Origin of the sequence: Streptococcus infantis (assembly GCF_018499575.1) — a bacterium.
Classification (GTDB): Bacteria; Bacillota; Bacilli; order Lactobacillales; family Streptococcaceae; genus Streptococcus; species Streptococcus infantis_K.
The window spans coordinates 637,744-655,788 of the sequence record NZ_JAHDAP010000001.1 but is presented as its reverse complement, the minus strand read 5'-3'; the positions used below and the strand labels follow the sequence as shown (position 1 = coordinate 655,788).

Annotated in this window: 19 protein-coding genes; 14 read left to right on the top strand and 5 right to left on the bottom strand. The window is 37.1% G+C overall.

What is annotated here, in order from left to right:
• Positions 1 to 6: 6 nt before the first annotated feature.
• Complete coding sequence (locus KJR31_RS03225) at positions 7 to 264, top strand: DUF896 family protein (RefSeq protein ID WP_000187071.1); 258 nt, start codon at positions 7 to 9, stop codon at positions 262 to 264.
• An 82-nt stretch (positions 265 to 346) separates the two neighbouring features.
• Here the strand turns inward: KJR31_RS03225 and KJR31_RS03220 are convergent, their stop codons facing one another.
• Genes KJR31_RS03220 through KJR31_RS03210 form a run of 3 tightly spaced genes read right to left on the bottom strand, consistent with a single transcriptional unit; the run spans position 347 to position 3,172 of the window.
• Entirely contained in the window at positions 347 to 1,594 is a 1,248-nt protein-coding gene (locus KJR31_RS03220; protein ID WP_004252639.1) for an NAD(P)H-dependent oxidoreductase, read from the bottom strand.
• A gap of 17 nt (positions 1,595 to 1,611) precedes the next feature.
• Positions 1,612 to 2,217 carry an NADPH-dependent FMN reductase gene (locus tag KJR31_RS03215; protein WP_004252640.1) on the bottom strand — a complete coding sequence of 202 codons (606 nt, stop codon included), beginning with the start codon at positions 2,215 to 2,217 and terminating at the stop codon, positions 1,612 to 1,614.
• Between the two features lie 34 nt (positions 2,218 to 2,251).
• Positions 2,252 to 3,172 (bottom strand): FAD:protein FMN transferase, encoded by a 921-nt coding sequence (locus KJR31_RS03210; RefSeq protein ID WP_214262042.1) that lies wholly within the window; start codon positions 3,170 to 3,172, stop codon positions 2,252 to 2,254.
• 319 nt (positions 3,173 to 3,491) lie between these two features.
• Here KJR31_RS03210 and nox point away from each other — a divergent pair, with 319 nt between their 5' ends.
• Positions 3,492 to 4,871, top strand: coding sequence for a H2O-forming NADH oxidase (gene nox, locus KJR31_RS03205; protein WP_214262041.1), 1,380 nt, complete (start codon positions 3,492 to 3,494; stop codon positions 4,869 to 4,871).
• Between the two features lie 61 nt (positions 4,872 to 4,932).
• On the opposite strand, the gene KJR31_RS03200 is transcribed toward nox, so the two are convergent.
• The gene (locus KJR31_RS03200; RefSeq protein WP_214262040.1) at positions 4,933 to 5,793 is read right to left on the bottom strand and encodes a YitT family protein; all 861 of its coding nucleotides are present in this window, start codon (positions 5,791 to 5,793) and stop codon (positions 4,933 to 4,935) included.
• 62 nt (positions 5,794 to 5,855) lie between these two features.
• Positions 5,856 to 7,508 (bottom strand): Rqc2 family fibronectin-binding protein, encoded by a 1,653-nt coding sequence (locus KJR31_RS03195; protein WP_214262039.1) that lies wholly within the window; start codon positions 7,506 to 7,508, stop codon positions 5,856 to 5,858.
• A 104-nt stretch (positions 7,509 to 7,612) separates the two neighbouring features.
• Here KJR31_RS03195 and ybeY point away from each other — a divergent pair, with 104 nt between their 5' ends.
• The 12 genes from ybeY (at position 7,613) to smpB (ending at position 18,037) form a co-directional block, all read left to right on the top strand.
• Positions 7,613 to 8,110, top strand: coding sequence for an rRNA maturation RNase YbeY (ybeY, locus tag KJR31_RS03190; RefSeq protein ID WP_214262038.1), 498 nt, complete (start codon positions 7,613 to 7,615; stop codon positions 8,108 to 8,110).
• Complete coding sequence (locus KJR31_RS03185) at positions 8,091 to 8,486, top strand: diacylglycerol kinase family protein (RefSeq protein WP_214262037.1); 396 nt, start codon at positions 8,091 to 8,093, stop codon at positions 8,484 to 8,486. Before ybeY ends, KJR31_RS03185 begins: the two co-directional genes overlap by 20 nt.
• Positions 8,487 to 8,503: 17 nt before the next feature.
• The gene (era, locus tag KJR31_RS03180; protein ID WP_214262036.1) at positions 8,504 to 9,403 is read left to right on the top strand and encodes a GTPase Era; all 900 of its coding nucleotides are present in this window, start codon (positions 8,504 to 8,506) and stop codon (positions 9,401 to 9,403) included.
• Between the two features lie 55 nt (positions 9,404 to 9,458).
• Positions 9,459 to 11,540: an HsdM family class I SAM-dependent methyltransferase gene (locus KJR31_RS03175; RefSeq protein ID WP_214262035.1), complete on the top strand. Its 2,082-nt coding sequence runs from the start codon at positions 9,459 to 9,461 to the stop codon at positions 11,538 to 11,540.
• Positions 11,528 to 12,709, top strand: coding sequence for a restriction endonuclease subunit S (locus KJR31_RS03170; RefSeq protein WP_214262034.1), 1,182 nt, complete (start codon positions 11,528 to 11,530; stop codon positions 12,707 to 12,709). Before KJR31_RS03175 ends, KJR31_RS03170 begins: the two co-directional genes overlap by 13 nt.
• Positions 12,710 to 12,711: 2 nt before the next feature.
• Positions 12,712 to 13,230, top strand: coding sequence for a restriction endonuclease subunit S (locus KJR31_RS03165; protein WP_214262033.1), 519 nt, complete (start codon positions 12,712 to 12,714; stop codon positions 13,228 to 13,230).
• A 12-nt stretch (positions 13,231 to 13,242) separates the two neighbouring features.
• Complete coding sequence (mutM, locus tag KJR31_RS03160) at positions 13,243 to 14,067, top strand: DNA-formamidopyrimidine glycosylase (protein ID WP_214262032.1); 825 nt, start codon at positions 13,243 to 13,245, stop codon at positions 14,065 to 14,067.
• Entirely contained in the window at positions 14,067 to 14,660 is a 594-nt protein-coding gene (gene coaE, locus KJR31_RS03155) for a dephospho-CoA kinase (RefSeq protein WP_214262031.1), read from the top strand. Before mutM ends, coaE begins: the two co-directional genes overlap by 1 nt.
• 82 nt (positions 14,661 to 14,742) lie before the next feature.
• Positions 14,743 to 14,892: a 50S ribosomal protein L33 gene (rpmG, locus tag KJR31_RS03150; RefSeq protein ID WP_007519517.1), complete on the top strand. Its 150-nt coding sequence runs from the start codon at positions 14,743 to 14,745 to the stop codon at positions 14,890 to 14,892.
• Positions 14,893 to 14,931: 39 nt separating this feature from the next.
• Positions 14,932 to 15,165 carry a preprotein translocase subunit SecG gene (secG, locus tag KJR31_RS03145; RefSeq protein ID WP_000282517.1) on the top strand — a complete coding sequence of 78 codons (234 nt, stop codon included), beginning with the start codon at positions 14,932 to 14,934 and terminating at the stop codon, positions 15,163 to 15,165.
• Positions 15,166 to 15,264: 99 nt separating this feature from the next.
• A complete protein-coding gene (gene rnr / locus KJR31_RS03140; protein WP_214262030.1) occupies positions 15,265 to 17,607 on the top strand; it encodes a ribonuclease R in 2,343 nt (780 codons plus the stop codon).
• The gene (smpB, locus tag KJR31_RS03135) at positions 17,570 to 18,037 is read left to right on the top strand and encodes an SsrA-binding protein SmpB (protein WP_006150623.1); all 468 of its coding nucleotides are present in this window, start codon (positions 17,570 to 17,572) and stop codon (positions 18,035 to 18,037) included. The genes rnr and smpB overlap by 38 nt, the downstream gene beginning before the upstream one ends.
• Positions 18,038 to 18,045: the final 8 nt, after the last annotated feature.

The following is an 18,045-nucleotide window of genomic DNA, read 5'->3' as shown; positions in this document are numbered from 1 at the left end:
CAAAATATGACACCAGAAAAAATCGCTCGTATTAATGAACTTGCTAAAAAGAAAAAAACAGAAGGCTTGACTGCGGAAGAAAAAGTAGAACAAGCCAAACTTCGTGAGGAATATATCGAAGGTTATCGTCGTTCAGTACGTCACCACATTGAAGGAATCAAAATCGTCGATGAAGATGGTAATGATGTGACTCCTGAAAAACTTCGTCAAGTACAACGCGAAAAAGGTTTACACGGCCGTAGTCTTGATGATCCGAATTCATAAATAAAAAAATCTCGGTTTGTGAGTGCGAACCGAGATTTCTATTATAAAAAAGGAACCATTTTGGGTTCCTTTTAGTTAGTTATTAGTTACTTGCACCAGAAGTAGCATCAGCAGCTCCGTGGCCACCATCACCATGTCCTCCAGCGTCAGATGCACCAGAAGTAGCATCAGCATCACCGTGACCTCCAGCAGCAGGAGCAAAAGGTCCGCTACCGCCTACCAAACGTTGACCAGTTTCTTTCAAGTACCAGTCAAGCCATGGTTGGAAGTTAAAGACAATTTCATTGATACCAGCATATGATCCATCAGGATAGTACATAGCTTGGTAGTTGTGAGTATTGATAACACCTGCAGGTGAACCAGGAACAATTGTACGTACGTATTCTTGGTTGCCATTGCGAAGTGTACCAATAACCCACTCAACGTTTTTCATACGTGCAGGTGGAAGTGATCCGTGAACTGTTGACATACGGCTACCAGATTGAGGTGGTACACGTTTCGCAAACATTGTTTCTGGATCTTGGTGAGCGTTGTTGTAGTAGAGGAATTGGTTGTTGTCATCAGCATATGTCAATTCAAAAGGCATAGCTTTCAAGAACATATCGATTTGGTTAACTGTAAGGATACCATGGTCAAGTTTAACGTATGTATCACCTGAAACAGCACCTGTAATTTCTGCAACTTTTTCTACCCATTCTGGATCATCAGGGTCAACCTCTGTAATAGTTGTGGCAATTGGTTTTCCACAATCCAAGTCTTCTGGTTCAATTGGTTTTGGTTTTTTCAAATTAGATACGACTCCTACATATTTGACAAAGTTATCTAAGCAAGTTTCAAGGAATTTAACAGTTCCTTCGTTAATAATATTTCCTTTTGCATCAAAAGCTTCTTTGGCTTTTCCAAGAAGGAACTCATTACCTGGTAATGTGTAGGCATTTACTCCTGGTGCATCAAGAATTTTACGAAGGTGAACTTGAGCACGTGAAGTTCCTTGATCGTAGTATGAAGCACCCACAATCATAACTGGTTTGTTTTCAAATGGATGAACTTCGTATGAAAGCCATTCAAGGACTGACTTAAGTGAAGCAGAAATAGTGTGGTTGTGCTCTGGAGTAGCAATAATCACACCATCAGCTCGAGTAATTTTGTTGTAAAGAAGGCGCAACTGGAAGCTCTCGTCCCATTTTTCGTCTTGGTTAAACATTGGAACTTCATCGATTTCCAAAACTTCTAGTTCAAATTTAAATTTAAACTGACGGCGGATGAACTCCAAGAGTTTGCGGTTATATGATTGATCGTAGTTTGATCCAACAAGTCCAACAAATTTCATTCTTTCGATCTCCTATCTTACAAATTTTCCCAATCAAAATCTTCAGCATCTTTGCGAAGAAGCTCTTGTGCGTTACGCAATTTCTCAGTAACTTTAACAAAGATACGGAAGTCATCAAAGATGGCATCCAATTTCTTGATGACATCAAGATCTACCAAGTCACCATTTTGATCAAATGCTTGAAGAGAATGTGAAAGCAAGAATTCATCTGGGAGAACATTTGCTTTGATTTCAGGAGCATTAAGAATTTGACGAAGTTGCAATTGAGCACGTGATGAACCGAGTGTACCATATGAAGCACCTGTAATCATGACAGGTTTGTTCAAAAGTGGGAATACACCATATGAAATCCAAGCAAGAGCGCTCATAAGAACAGCTGGGATTGAGTGGTCGTATTCTGGAGTACCGATAATAACTCCATCAGCAGCTTCGATTTTAGCAGCGATTTCCGTAGCTTCAGCTGGGATTTGTTTGTCAGCTGGTTTGTTAAATACAGGTAGATCTTTAATTTCTACCAATTCGATTTCTGCTTTATCAGCAAAGTGTTTCTGCATATATTGAAGCAGTTGGCGGTTTGTGGAACGTTTTGAGTTAGTTCCTACAATAGCAATAAGTTTAAGCATGGGCTTTCCTTTCTCTTTTTGCATTATTAATTATTTATCGTTGGATACCAGATGAACAAGCTAAGCGTCCATCTTTGTCAATGAGGATGGCTTCGATACCATCAATATTTTCGACTTGCCACATAATAGAGGCGCTACGTTCGCCAAATAATCGTGTGGTCCATATCTCGCCGTCAACAGAGCGGTCAGATATAATGGTTAAACTAGCTAAATCCGTTTCAAGAGGATAACCTGTTTCACTATCGAAAATGTGATGATAATCCTTGCCATTGATTTCAAGATGCCGTTCATAAATCCCAGATGTAACCACTGATTTTCCAGTAATAGACAAGGTCATAAGGTGATTACCACGTGGATTGTTTGGATCTTGAATGCCGATTTGCCACGGACGTCCATCTTTTGATTGGTTGTTCCCAATTGTGAGGATGTTTCCTCCAAGATTAATAAGAGCAGAAGTGACGCCGTTTTCTTTCAAGAAAGCTGCAACCTTATCTGCACTGTACCCCTTTGCTAAACACCCCAAGTCGATTTTCATTCCCTTTTTTTCTAGGAAAACTGTAGAATTGACTGAATCGAGTTTAATAAAATGAGGGTTTATTAGTGGTAAGGCTGAAGCGATTTCTTCAGGGCTTGCAACCTTTGCATCGGAAAAACCGATACGCCAGGTTTGAACCAAAGGTCCTATACTAATATTGAGATGACTTTTAGGTGCTAGACTGTGTTCCAGACCTAATGAAATGAGTTCATACAAATCAGGATGGACTTTAACTGGGGCAATACCTGCCTGATAGTTAATTTCCATTAATTCGGATTCAGAACTGTTAGCGTTGAAGCGAAATTCAAGTTCCTTTAGCAAATCAAAAGCTTGACGGAGAAGATTGTCCGCTTGTTCATGGACTAAGGAAATAGTAATCGTAGTTCCCATTAATCGCTCAGATGATGAACTGAGAGACAAAGAATCAACTCCCTTCAAATCACTCGGAAATAGCTACAAATCTTGAATGTATCACAATTTAAGAATTTATATTTCATTTCCATATAAATAGAATATCATAAAGTCAGCGTTTTCACAAATTATTTTTTACAAAAAGTCAAGAAATATGCTTGCAAGAATTTAAAAATGTCAAAAAGCTATGATAAGGCTTTGAAAACGAGTTAACATATATTTCAAAAAGTTTCTTAAATAACATCAAACGGGTTAAAAATCTTGAAAACGTTCACAGATAATGGTATACTTGAAAGGTAAATAAAAAAATAAAGGTAGGATTTATCTTATGAGTAAAATCGTAGTCGTGGGTGCTAACCACGCTGGAACTGCATGTATCAACACTATGTTGGACAACTTTGGAAACGAAAACGAAATCGTTGTATTTGACCAAAACTCAAACATTTCATTCCTTGGATGTGGAATGGCTCTTTGGATTGGTGAGCAAATCGACGGTCCTGAAGGATTGTTCTACTCTGATAAAGAAAAATTGGAAGCAAAAGGTGCTAAAGTTTACATGAACTCACCAGTTCTTTCAATTGACTATGACAATAAAGTTGTTACTGCTGAAGTTGACGGTAAAGAACACAAAGAATCATATGACAAATTGATCTTCGCAACTGGTTCAACTCCAATCTTGCCGCCAATTGAAGGTGTTGAAATTGTTAAAGGGAACCGTGAGTTTAAAGCAACTCTTGAAAACGTACAATTCGTTAAATTGTATCAAAATGCTGAAGAAGTTATCAACAAACTTGCTGATAAGAGCAAACACCTTGAACGTATCGCTGTTGTAGGTGGTGGTTACATCGGAGTTGAGCTTGCTGAAGCTTTCGAACGTCTTGGAAAAGAAGTTGTTCTTGTTGATATCGTTGATACTGTATTGAACGGATACTATGACAAAGACTTCACACAAATGATGGCTAAAAACTTGGAAGACCACAACATCCGTTTGGCACTTGGTCAAACTGTTAAAGCTATCGAAGGTGATGGTAAAGTAGAACGCTTGGTAACTGACAAAGAAACATTTGATGTGGATATGGTTGTTCTTGCAGTTGGATTCCGTCCAAACACAGCTCTTGCTGACGGTAAGATTGAACTCTTCCGTAACGGTGCCTTCCTTGTAGACAAGAAACAAGAAACTTCAATTCCAGGTGTATACGCTGTTGGTGACTGCGCGACTGTTTATGATAACGCTCGTAAAGACACTAGCTACATCGCACTTGCTTCAAACGCTGTACGTACAGGTATCGTAGGTGCTTTCAACGCTTGTGGACATGAACTTGAAGGAATCGGTGTTCAAGGATCAAATGGTATTTCTATCTATGGTCTTCACATGGTTTCAACTGGTTTGACACTTGAAAAAGCAAAAGCTGCAGGTTACAACGCAACTGAAACTGGATTTAACGACCTTCAAAAACCAGAATTTATGAAACATGACAACTATGAAGTAGCTATCAAGATCGTCTTTGATAAAGACAGCCGTGAAATCCTTGGTGCTCAAATGGTATCTCGTGATTCAGCAATTAGCATGGGAATTCACATGTTCTCACTTGCAATTCAAGAACACGTTACAATTGATAAATTAGCATTGACAGACCTATTCTTCTTGCCACACTTCAATAAACCATACAACTACATCACAATGGCTGCACTTACAGCGGAAAAATAATTGATGATATGCCATTAAAAAAGTAACTTCAACTATTGAAGTTACTTTTTTTATTTTAAGGTTAAGAAACTTCGTCTCTAGCTGGGAAAGTGAAGCCTTCTCCAAGAATTTCATGGGCTTCCGTGATAGTGATAAAGGCCATCGGATCAACTGTATGAATCATTTCTTTCATCTTGACAATTTCATTTCTTGCGACAATACAGTAAATAATTTTTAAGTCCTTTTTGCTATAGTAGCCTTGTCCTGAGATAAAGGTAACACCACGACCGAGTTCTTCGTTGATTTTATCGGCTAATTCCATCGGTTTTTGAGTGATAATCATAAATCCTTTTCCAGCATATCCACCCTCACCGATTAAGTCAATAACTCTTGAAATGATGAAGTCAAATAAGAGAGTATAGGTTACAAGACGTAGGTCGTGGAAGATAATTAAAATCAACATTAGAATCAGAAAATCAAGTCCAAAAAGCAATTTTCCAACAGAGATATTGGTGTATTTATTAAGGATACGAGCGACGATATCAGTGCCACCAGTTGTTCCACCCGCGTTGAAAATAACACCAAGTCCAACACCTAGGAGGACACCAGCTACTAAAGCAACCACAACCAAATCACCTTCAAGGTTAAACTGAAGAGGAATCTTCTCAAAGATAGCTAACCAGACGGAGACGGCAATAGTTCCAAGTAGACTAGAATATAGTGATCTTAGTCCAAATATTTTCCAAGCTAGTAGGAAGAGAGGGATATTAATCAAGATATTCATCAGCGAAATAGGGATATTAAAGAGATAGTAGGTAATCAAGGTTATCCCTGTTGCTCCACCTTCGAACAAGTGATGTGGAACAACAAAATAAGTAAGTCCGAAGGCGAAGATAGCAGCTCCGAATATAATAGTTAAAGTTGATTTAATATGCCGTAGCATTGAGCTCCCCTCCTATTTTTGTGTAAAAGTGAAGTAATAATATTTTTAAAATAAGACTGATATTACAACTTCATGGATTCAATTTTCTCGGAATCAGGTGTAACACGTAAGGTTTTTTGTCCTGTATAGGTGACAAAACCAGGTTTTCCACCAGTTGGTTTATTTAGTTTTTTAACCTCAATCATATCCACTTGAACGAGATTAGAAAGACGTCCTTTCGAATAGTAGGCAGCAAGTTCAGCAGCATCCGTCTTGACTTCATCAGAGGGATTCAGGTTACCTGAGATGACGACGTGGCTTCCTGGAATATCCTTAGCGTGGAACCAAAGTTCATCTTTTCGTGCCATCTTAAAGGTTAATTCTTCGTTTTGAAGATTGTTTCGTCCAACGAGAATAATGGTTTTACCGTCACTAGCCAGATATTTCTCTGGCTTTTTACGTTTTTGAATTTTCTCTCGCTGCCGTCTTCTAATGAAGCCAGTTTGAATTAATTCTTCACGAATTTCAGCAATTTCATCGAGTCCAGCTTGGTTGAGAACTGTCTCCACGCTTTCCAGATAAAGAATAGTAGATTTTGTTTCTTCGATTAGTTCGGTTAGATATTTAACAGCCTCTTTTAACTTCTGATATCGCTTAAAATACTTTTGAGCATTTTGGCTAGGTGTTAAGGCCTTATCAAGCGCGATTGTAATTGGCTGATTGGTGTAATAATTGTCTAAGACGACTTGGTCTTGGTCATTTGGAACTTGATGTAGAAAAGTTGTTAGTAACTCACCTTTTTGTCGGAACTCCTCAGCATTTTCAGTGGCAAGCAGTTCTTTTTCTTGCTTCTTAAGCTTTTGACGATTCTTTTGCAGTTCATTTTCAACTCGGCGAATGAGTTCGCTAGCCTGTTGCTTCACCCTATCACGTTCGGCTTTGTCTTTGTAATAGACATCAAGTAGTTGAGAAAGGCTTGAAAAATCTACGTCTAATTTATTGGAAAATGGTACACAAGAGAATGATTTATCCGTTAAGCAAGGGTTGGTTTCTTGCTTAAAAAAGTTTCGAAAATTGGCTAGTTTATCACTAAGCAGTTGTCTTTCTAACTCGGTTGCCGTATCACGACCTAGACCTTGAAAAAGGCTTTGAAGGTTTCTAGCTGTCAATTCTTGTGTCTGTAGAATTTCAAACAATTTTTCATCCTTGATGGTAAAAGGATTGAGAGCCTCTGTACTTGGTGGGGCGATGTAAGTTGCACCAGGTAGGAGAGTCCGGTAACTATTTTGAGAGAAACCAATATGTTTAATCACCTCAAGAATTTTGTTGCTAGACTTGTCTACGAGAAGAATATTACTATGTTTCCCCATAATCTCAATGATAAGTGTTGCCTGAATATCATCACCAATCTCGTTCTTGTTAGAAACAGTGATTTCAACAATTCTATCATTTTCAATCTGCTCAATAGATTCGATGACTGCCCCCTGTAAATATTTCCTCAATACCATGATAAAGGTTGAAGGTTGAGCAGGATTTTCAAAAGTCGTGTCTGTCAACTGTATGCGACCAAATACAGGATGTGCAGAAAGGAGCAAGCGATGACTTTGACGGTTGCTACGGATTTGAAGGACCAATTCTTGGTCAAAAGGTTGATTGATCTTTTGGATGCGGCCATTTAGTAGTTCTGTCTGCAATTCCTCAACCATGTGGTGTAAAAAAAATCCATCAAATGACATGGTTCTCTCCTTATGAATGTATTCCATAGTATTATATCAAAAAGGTAGAATAAAATCATAGAAATATGGTATAATAAAGCCAAGTAAAGAGAATCGAGAAACGCATGTATATTGAAATGGTAGATGAAACTGGTCAGGTTTCTAAAGAAATTTTAAAGCAAACACAAGAAATTTTGGAATTTGCTGCGAAAAAGATTGGAAAAGAAGACAAGGAGATGGCAGTCACTTTCGTGACCAATGAACGCAGTCATGAACTCAATCTAGAGTTTCGTGATACTGATCGTCCAACAGACGTTATTAGTCTTGAATACAAACCTGAATTAGAGATTACCTTTGACGAAGATGATTTGGCAGAAGATCCTGACTTAGCAGAAATGATGTCAGAATTTGATTCTTATATCGGCGAGTTATTCATTTCAATTGATAAAGCGCATGAGCAAGCTGAAGAGTACGGTCATAGTTTTGAACGTGAAATGGGCTTTTTAGCTGTGCACGGTTTTTTACACATAAACGGTTATGATCACTACACTCCGGAAGAAGAAGCGGAGATGTTCGGTTTACAAGAAGAAATTTTAACAGCCTATGGACTTACAAGACAATAAACGAAAATGGAAGAATCGCGACTTGCTTTCAAGTTTAGATTTTGCCCTGACAGGTATTTTTACTGCCATAAAAGAAGAGCGTAATATGAGAAAGCATGCGGTGACTTCTCTCTTAGTTCTACTTGCAGGCATTGTTTTTCAGGTTTCCAGAATTGAATGGCTCTTTCTCCTATTAAGCATTTTTTTAGTAATTGCTTTTGAGATTTTGAATTCTGCTATTGAAAATGTAGTGGATTTGGCTAGCCATTATCACTTCGATATGCTTGCAAAGAAGGCTAAAGACATGGCTGCAGGTGCAGTTCTTGTTGTGTCTTTATTTGCTGCAGTGACTGGACTTATCATTTTCATCCCTAGGATTTGGGATTTGCTATTTTAAACATTATAGAGGTAACTATGACATTTAAATCAGGCTTTGTAGCCATTTTAGGACGTCCCAATGTTGGGAAGTCAACTTTTTTGAATCATGTCATGGGGCAAAAAATTGCCATCATGAGTGACAAGGCGCAGACAACGCGCAACAAGATTATGGGAATCTACACGACCGATAAGGAACAGATTGTCTTTATCGATACGCCGGGAATTCACAAACCTAAGACAGCTCTTGGAGATTTCATGGTAGAGTCAGCCTATAGCACTCTTCGTGAAGTCGATACCGTTCTCTTTATGGTTCCTGCTGATGAACCACGTGGGAAGGGTGACGATATGATTATCGAACGACTCAAAGCTGCTAAGGTTCCTGTGATTCTCGTGGTAAACAAGATTGACAAGGTGCACCCAGACCAACTTTTGGCTCAAATCGATGATTTCCGTAATCAAATGGACTTTAAGGAAATTGTTCCGATTTCAGCCTTGCAAGGAAATAATGTTTCGCGTTTGATTGATATTTTGAGCGAAAACTTAGAAGAAGGTTTCCAATATTTCCCAGCCGATCAAATCACAGACCACCCAGAGCGCTTCCTAGTATCAGAGATGATTCGTGAGAAAGTTTTACACTTAACTCGTGAAGAAATTCCACACTCAGTTGCGGTAGTGGTAGACTCTATGAAACGTGATAAGGAGACAGACAAGGTTCATATCCGAGCAACCATTATGGTCGAGCGTGATAGCCAAAAAGGAATTATTATCGGTAAAGGCGGTGCCATGCTCAAGAAAATTGGAACCATGGCTCGTAAAGATATCGAACTCATGTTAGGAGACAAGGTCTTCCTAGAAACATGGGTCAAGGTTAAGAAAAATTGGCGCGATAAGAAATTAGATCTTGCCGATTTTGGTTACAACGAAAAAGAATATTAAAAAAACTCTTTAAGAGAGTTTTTTAGTATAACTGAATAATAATGGAGAATAATAAATGTCAGAGCAGTTAATTCAAAATAGTATTTTTTCCACACCAGTAATATTTGATAAATATGAATGTTATAGTATTGGTGCAACAACTGTTAATAAATTGATTAAATCAAATATTATTAAGAATGTAAATCTAAAGAGAAGTCTTGGGAATAAAAAACCAGATGTTTTAATTCTAGATGATAATAAGAACGTAATTATCTATGTTGAGCAAAAGATACCAAGTAAATTTAAGAGTGATAAGGATATTGAAGAAGCGATTAAACAAGAGATAGATGTTGCTAAAGCTTTGGGTTCACTTATTTATATTGTAAGCGACGGTGATTCTTTTATTTGGATTAATCCTAAAAACGGGGAAAAGATTTTAGATGAGAATGGAAATGAAATTAATTTAGCGATAAAGCCAAAAGAAAATGGCAAACAAATTGTCAAGTTCATTAATGATATTTCATTATCTATTTCTGAAACAAATAATCAGATATTGAAAAAGGAATTTTTAGATCCTACTGATTTAGCTCAAAAGATTAATCGAATTTTAAAGAATTTAACTTTTGCATCAGCAAAGATGTCTTTATATACTTTTGTTGAGTTGTTTCTCTTTAAATATTTATCTGATATTGGTGTTTTAAATGGAGAAAATAGTTTTGAATATATTGTTTCTTTATATGAAAAAGAAGGATGTTCTACCGCCTACGTCTTAGGAAAATATCTAGAAGGTGCTAGAGAGACAATGGTTAAACTGTTTCCAAAAGGTATAGATGGGACAAGCATTATCAATGGTCAAGTTTTTCATATTGAAAGAGATGAACAAAACGAATTTGTCAGCGTAGATAATACGGATACAGTATTTAAATCTGTTATTTTAGAATTTGAAAAATACGATAAAAAATATGGGAAATTCTTAAATATAAGTAAAGACTTCAAGTCAAAACTGTTTGAAACCTTCATGAAAAATAGTGATGACAAGAGTGATATGGGGCAGTTTTTTACACCATTAAAAATAGTAGACGAAATGGTTTCTATGGTAGATATTTCTGAGGGAATGACTATTTGTGATCCTGCTTGTGGTGTTGGTAAGTTTTTGCTTGAAGCAGTTGAAAAACGTATAGAAGATAGTTATAGCTACTCTAAAGGAAAGTTAACTTCTAAAATTCGATTTTTTGGCTATGACAAGATGATGTCTGATAAAGACGATATCACAATTATTCTTGCTAAAGCTAATACGTTAATTTATTTTTCTGAACTATTCCAGCAAAATAATAGTTTTAAAGACGTGCAAACAATTGCGAAAACACTATTAAATGATTCATTCTACTTACATAAGAGTATGTTAGGTACTCTGGAAAATCTGGAAGAAAATAGATACGACCTAATTTTAGCAAACCCTCCTTATTATCAAAGTAAGGAAATGTCAGAAATGGCCAAAGATAGGGATATTTATAAGTATGGTGGTAGTGGTGTTGAAGCTCTCTTTTTAGAGTGGATTATGCGTTCCGTAAAACATGGTGGTGTAGCCAATATTGTTTTACCGGATGGTATTTTTTCTAATCATGCAAATAAAAAGTTAAAAGAAAAGTTAAAAGAACTCTTTTTTATCGACGCTTTGATTTCTTTACCAGTTAACGCTTTTTTCAACACACCTAAAAAAACCTACATTTTAACCATTCGTAAGAAAAAAGAGATTGATATTGAAAATAATATCGTACAAGATTATCCTGTTTTCACCTATATTGCAGGTAGTATTGGTGAAACCTTAGATGTTTATCGATTTGATTCTGAAGAAAATGACTTAAAGCAAGCTGTCATCAAGTATAATTATTATCGCCAACATCAAGATAGAAATAATCTACAAGAACCGATTAAATCCCATCTTTTAAATGACTCTAGACTAAAATTACTTCCGATTGAGGAATTAGATAGTAAGAAGAGTTGGATTATTGAAAATTGGTGGTCTGAAGAAGAAAAGATTGCTATTGGTCTAAAAAAAGAAAGACAAGTCGTTTCGATTGATGAATTCCAAGCAATGATTGATGATATGATTTCTCTTATGCAAGATTTCAAGGAGGAGTTAGAATGGTTGAAATAAGAAGCAAACTTGTAACACTTTCAGAACTATTTACCAATAAAAGAGGAAATAGTAAGTATACGAAAGCTTACGTTAATAAAAATACTGGTGAGTTTGAAGTTTACACTGGTTCAACTAAAACTTCCTTTGGATTTATAGATACTTATGAATATGAATCTCCTCATTTAACCTATACAACAGATGGAGAGTATGCAGGAACTCTGGAAATTTTACAAGGTAAATACAATGTTGGGGGACACAGAGCTATTTTAATAAGTAAAGTGGATAATTTATCCTTATCTTATTTTAAATATGTTTTTCAAAGTATATTCTATAATTCTGTAAAACGTGGTGATGTTCCATCATTAGCTTGGTCTCAAATCAAAGATATAAGAGTTAGCATTCCAGTTACTGAAGATGGAGAATTCGACCTTAAAAAACAAGAAGAAATTGTTCGTAAGTTTGAATTAATTGAAGCACGCAAAGCAGAATTAGCTGAAAAAATTGAGGTAATCAAGTCTGTAAATGTAGATATTATGTCGGGAGAGACTCCTAAGACTACCTCAATTAAAGTTGCAGATTTATTTGACTTAACCATCTCAACAAATTCTTCTAAATTTACCAAGACATTTGTGAAAGAAAATCCAGGCGATATACCAGTTTATGGTGCTAGTAGTGATAACTTACCAAGTTATGGTTATGTGAAAGACAATGCTGTAATTGTGGGCAGAGATGGAAAACGTGAATTTCCTGTTCGCTATTTTGAAAACTGCTTGACTTACAATATAGATGGTCTTGCAGGTTATATTTTTTATCACGAGGGTCGCTTTAGTTTAAGTGAAAAAGTACGCCCGTTAGTTATAAGAGAAGAATATGCGAGTGAGGTTAACCCTATATACTTGAAACAAGTTTTAGAACCAATTTTTCGTTCCCATGTTAAAGGGAGAAAAGGAGAAAATGGTAAAAATGAGTATACGAAGTTAAATGCGTCTATGATAGAAAATTTAGAGGTTGTGCTTCCTCTTACCTCTTCAGGGGAAATTGACCTTGAAAAGCAAAATCAGATTGTACAAAATTCTCAAACAATCCTTGAAATGAAAAAAAATATTGAGAAGCAAGGATATCAGTTTATTCAATCGAATCTGGACTTTAATTCGAACGGCGTTCCATATATATATATATATATATAACCTTGGCTGAATTGTTTGATTTGAAACGTGGTTTTAGTAAATATACTAAAAAATATTGCTTGGATAACAAGGGGAAGTATCCTGTCTACTCAGCTAATAATTCTGTTCCCCTTGGCTACCGAAATGATTTTGATTTTGATGGTTGTTATGCTACAATCTCTGTCAATGGTATAGCTGGAAAGATAACTTTAATAGATGATAAGTTTTCTTTGAATGCGGATAGAATGATTTTAATTCCTAAACAGGAAAAAACAAACATTGATTATATTGCTTATAATTTAGAACCTCTTTTAAGACAACAGGTTAAGGGAAGAAGTGGTGAAAATGGTAGAAATGAGTATACCAAAATAGAAAGAAATGTAATTTTGGATACTAAAATTCCTATTCCTTTTAATCGCTTTGGTGAAATTGATTTAGAGATACAAAAGGATATAGTAGAAAAAAATTATAAATTAAAAAATATAAAAACTGTCTTAGGAGAAGAAGTTGAAAAATTATTGCAATTTGAATTGAAATTTTAAGAAGGAGGATCTATGCCTGAATTACCAGAGGTCGAAACGGTTCGACGTGGACTAGAAAAATTGATTCTGGGGAAGAAGATTTCAAACATTGACATTCGTTACCCCAAGATGATTAAAACTGATTTGCCTGAATTTCAGAAGGAAATGCCTGGTCAAGTCATTCAAAGAATGGGACGTCGTGGCAAGTATCTACTTTTCTATTTATCCGACAAAGTTCTAATCTCTCATTTGAGAATGGAAGGCAAGTATTTTTATTATCCAGACCAAGTTCCAGAACGTAAACACGCCCATGTGTTGATTCATTTTGAGGATGGCGGAACTTTAGTCTATGAGGATGTCCGTAAATTTGGTACCTTGGAACTGTTAGCACCCGAACTCTTGGATTCTTACTTTATTTCAAAAAAACTTGGTCCGGAACCGACTGAGCAAGATTTTGATTTAGGAAGTTTTAAACTTGCCTTGAAAAAGTCTAAAAAACCAATCAAATCACATCTTCTCGACCAGACTTTGGTTACAGGATTAGGTAATATCTATGTTGATGAAGTTCTTTGGAGAGCGAAGGTTCATCCTTCTAGAACTTCTAATAGTTTAAGCTCCCAAGAGGCTAGAAAAGTCCATGATGAAACCATTAAGGTTCTAGGACAGGCCGTTGAAAAGGGCGGGTCCACTATCCGAACCTATACCAATGCTTTTGGAGAAGATGGCACCATGCAGGAATTTCATCAAGTCTATGACAAAACGGGGCAAGCTTGTTCGCGTTGCGGAGCTATTATCGAAAAGATTCAACTTGGTGGTCGTGGAACTCACTTTTGTCCTAAGTGTCAAAGGAGGAAGTAATGGCTAAAATCATTGGAATTACTGGAGGCATTGCATCTGGGAAGTCAACTGTTACAAATTTTCTTAGACACAAAGGGTTTAAAGTCGTTGACGCGGATGCCCTTGTGCACCAACTACAAAAACCAGGTGGACGTCTATATCAAATTTTAGTGGAGCACTTTGGGGAGAAAATCCTTCTTGAGAATGGTGAACTGAATCGCCCCATTCTTGCTAGCCTTATTTTTTCGAAGCCCGAAGAGCAGGAATGGTCTAGGAGGACCCAAGGAGAAATTATTCGTGAGGAGTTAGTTGCATTACGAAATCAGTTGGTTCGGACTGAAGCACTCTTTTTCATGGATATTCCCCTGCTTTTTGAGCAGAACTATGCTTCCTGGTTTGACGAAACTTGGTTAGTCTATGTAAATCGTGATGTTCAATTGGAGCGATTAATGAGACGGGATCAAATTTCAAAAGAAGGAGCCGAATCCCGTTTAAACTCTCAATGGCCTTTAGAAAGAAAAATTAGTCTGGCTAGCCACAGTCTAGATAATAATGGAAATCAAGAACAGCTGATAGCTCAGGTAGTTCAGTTGCTTGATGAAATGTGTCTATAAATCAACTTTGTTAGGAAGGAGAATTTTGGTATTGTTTGTTCAAGTCATCTTAGATTAAAATAGTATCAAATACAAAAATCTAGTGCGTGTAAAAATTAATCTAAAATGCTCCTCTTGTGGCAGCATGAATTATCTAACCAGTAAGAACTCTAAAACACATCCAGATAAGATTGAAGTCTTAAAGTATTGTCCCAAAGAAAGAAAAGTGACTCTACATCTTGAATCTAAGTAGAAATTATGGTAGAATAATAGGGATTTTAAGGAGTTTGATATGTATAACCTATTATTAACCATTTTATTAGTATTATCTGTTGTGATTGTGATTGCAATTTTTATGCAACCAACTAAAAATCAATCTAGCAATGTATTTGATGCCAGCTCAGGTGATTTGTTTGAACGTAGCAAAGCGCGTGGTTTTGAAGCCGTAATGCAACGTTTGACAGGAATCTTAGTCTTTTTCTGGCTAGCCATTGCCTTAGCATTGACGGTATTATCAAGTAGATAAGAAAATAATGGGCGAGACTGGGTCTTTGCCTATTTTTATTTTTGAAAGAAATAAGGTTTTACGCCAAAAAGAAAAAATTTAACAATCTAGAAAGAAAACATGAAAGATAGAATAAAAGAATATTTAAAAGAAAAGGGACGAGTCACTGTAAATGACTTGGCTCAAGCTCTTGGAAAGGATGGTTCCAAGGACTTTCGAGAGCTCATTAAAACCTTGTCCCTGATGGAAAGGAAGCACCAAATTCGCTTTGAAGAAGATGGTAGTCTCACCTTGGACCAAAAGAAGAAACACGAGATTACTCTTAAAGGAACTTTTCATGCCCACAAAAATGGCTTTGGTTTTGTAAGCCTAGAAGGGGAAGAAGATGACCTTTTTGTAGGAAAAAATGATGTTAACTATGCCATTGATGGCGATACTGTTGAAATTGTAATTAAGAAGATTGCAGACCGACAGAAAGGTACAGCAGCTGAAGCTAAGATTATTGATATTTTAGAACACAGTTTGACGACGGTTGTCGGTCAAATCGTTCTTGATGAGGAAAAACCCAAGTATGCGGGTTATATCCGTTCTAAAAATCAAAAGATTAGTCAACCTATCTATGTTAAGAAGCCAGCTATTCAATTAGACGGTACAGAAGTTCTCAAGGTCTTTATTGATAAGTACCCAAGTAAGAAACACGATTTCTTTGTTGCCAGTGTCTTAGATGTGGTTGGACATTCTACAGATGCAGGGATTGATGTCCTCGAGGTCTTGGAATCAATGGACATTGTATCCGAGTTTCCAGAAGCTGTTCTCAAAGAAGCTGAGAGTGTTCCGGATGCTCCATCAGAGAAAGATATGGAAGGTCGCTTAGATCTGAGGGATGAAATTACATTTACTATAGATGGTGCGGATGCTAAGGACTTAGATGATGCTGTTCACATAAAGCCATTGAAGAATGGTAATTTTGAACTAGGAGTTCATATTGCGGATGTTTCTTACTATGTGACAGAGGGATCTGCTCTAGATAAGGAAGCCCTCAATCGTGCGACTTCTGTTTATGTGACAGACCGTGTAGTTCCAATGCTGCCAGAGCGTCTTTCAAACGGTATCTGTTCTCTTAACCCTCAAGTGGACCGCTTGACTCAATCTGCTATTATGGAGATTGATAAAAATGGTCGTGTTCGTAATTATACGATTACACAGACTGTTATCAAGACAAGCTACCGTATGACCTATAGTGATGTCAATGACATCCTAGCAGGTGATGAAGAGAAGAGACAAGAGTATAAGAAAATTGTTTCTAGCATCGAACTCATGGCCAAGCTTCATGAAATTCTTGAAGATATGCGGATTAAGCGTGGAGCTCTAAATTTTGATACCAATGAAGCTAAAATATTGGTTGATAAGAAAGGGAAACCAGTAGATATTGTTCTTCGTCATCGTGGGACTGCTGAACGTATGATTGAGTCCTTTATGTTGATTGCTAATGAAACAGTTGCTGAGCATTTTAGCAAGCTTGATTTACCTTTCATCTATCGTATCCATGAGGAACCTAAAGCTGAGAAAGTTCAGAAGTTTATTGATTACGCTTCTAGTTTTGGCTTACGAATCTACGGAACTGCTAGTGAGATTAGTCAAGAAGTCCTCCAAGATATCATGCGCGCCGTTGAGGAAGAACCTTACGCGGATGTATTGTCGATGATGCTTTTGCGTTCGATGCAACAGGCTCGTTATTCTGAGCATAATCACGGTCACTATGGATTAGCTGCAGACTACTACACTCACTTTACCAGTCCGATTCGCCGTTATCCGGACCTCCTTGTTCACCGTATGATTCGTGACTATGGACGTTCTAAAGAAGTAGCGGAGCATTTTGAACAGGTCATTCCAGAGATTGCAACTCAATCTTCAAATCGTGAGCGTCGTGCCATCGAGGCAGAGCGCGAAGTCGAGGCTATGAAAAAAGCTGAATACATGGAAGATTATGTTGGTGAAGAGTATGATGCTGTTGTATCAAGTATCGTCAAATTTGGTCTTTTTGTTGAATTACCAAATACAGTCGAAGGTTTAATTCACATTACTAATTTGCCTGAGTTCTATCATTTTAACGAACGTGATTTAACCCTTCGTGGGGAGAAATCAGGAATTACTTTCCGAATTGGTCAGCAGATACGTATTCGTGTTGAAAGAGCTGATAAGATGACTGGTGAGATTGATTTTTCTTTTATCCCAAGCGAGTTTGATGTCATTGAGAAAGGTTTAAAACCGTCTGGCCGCAAGGATAGAGGTCGTCGTTCTGATAAGAAAGAAGACAAGAAAAAAGCTGGTCGCTCAAGTGATAGGCGCAAGCATTCATCAAAAGACAAGAAGAAAAAAAGCAAGAAACCTTTTTATAAGGAAGTAGCAAAGAAAGGAGCCAAGCATGGCAAAGGGCGAGGGAAAGGTCGTCGCGCAAAATAAAAAGGCGCACCACGACTATACAATCGTAGATACGCTAGAAGCAGGAATGGTCCTAACAGGAACTGAAATCAAGAGTGTTCGAGCAGCCCGCATCAATCTGAAAGATGGGTTTGCCCAGGTTAAGAATGGGGAAGTTTGGCTGAGTAATGTCCATATCGCTCCTTATGAAGAGGGCAACATCTGGAACCAGGAGCCAGAACGTCGTCGTAAACTTCTCCTTCATAAAAAGCAAATCCAGAAATTGGAGCAAGAAACTAAAGGAACAGGTATGACCTTGGTTCCTCTTAAAGTTTATATCAAAGATGGCTATGCCAAGTTACTTTTAGGACTTGCAAAAGGGAAACACGATTACGATAAACGTGAGTCTATCAAACGTCGTGAGCAAAATCGTGATATTGCGCGTGTTATGAAAGCTGTTAACCATCGATAGAAAGAGTG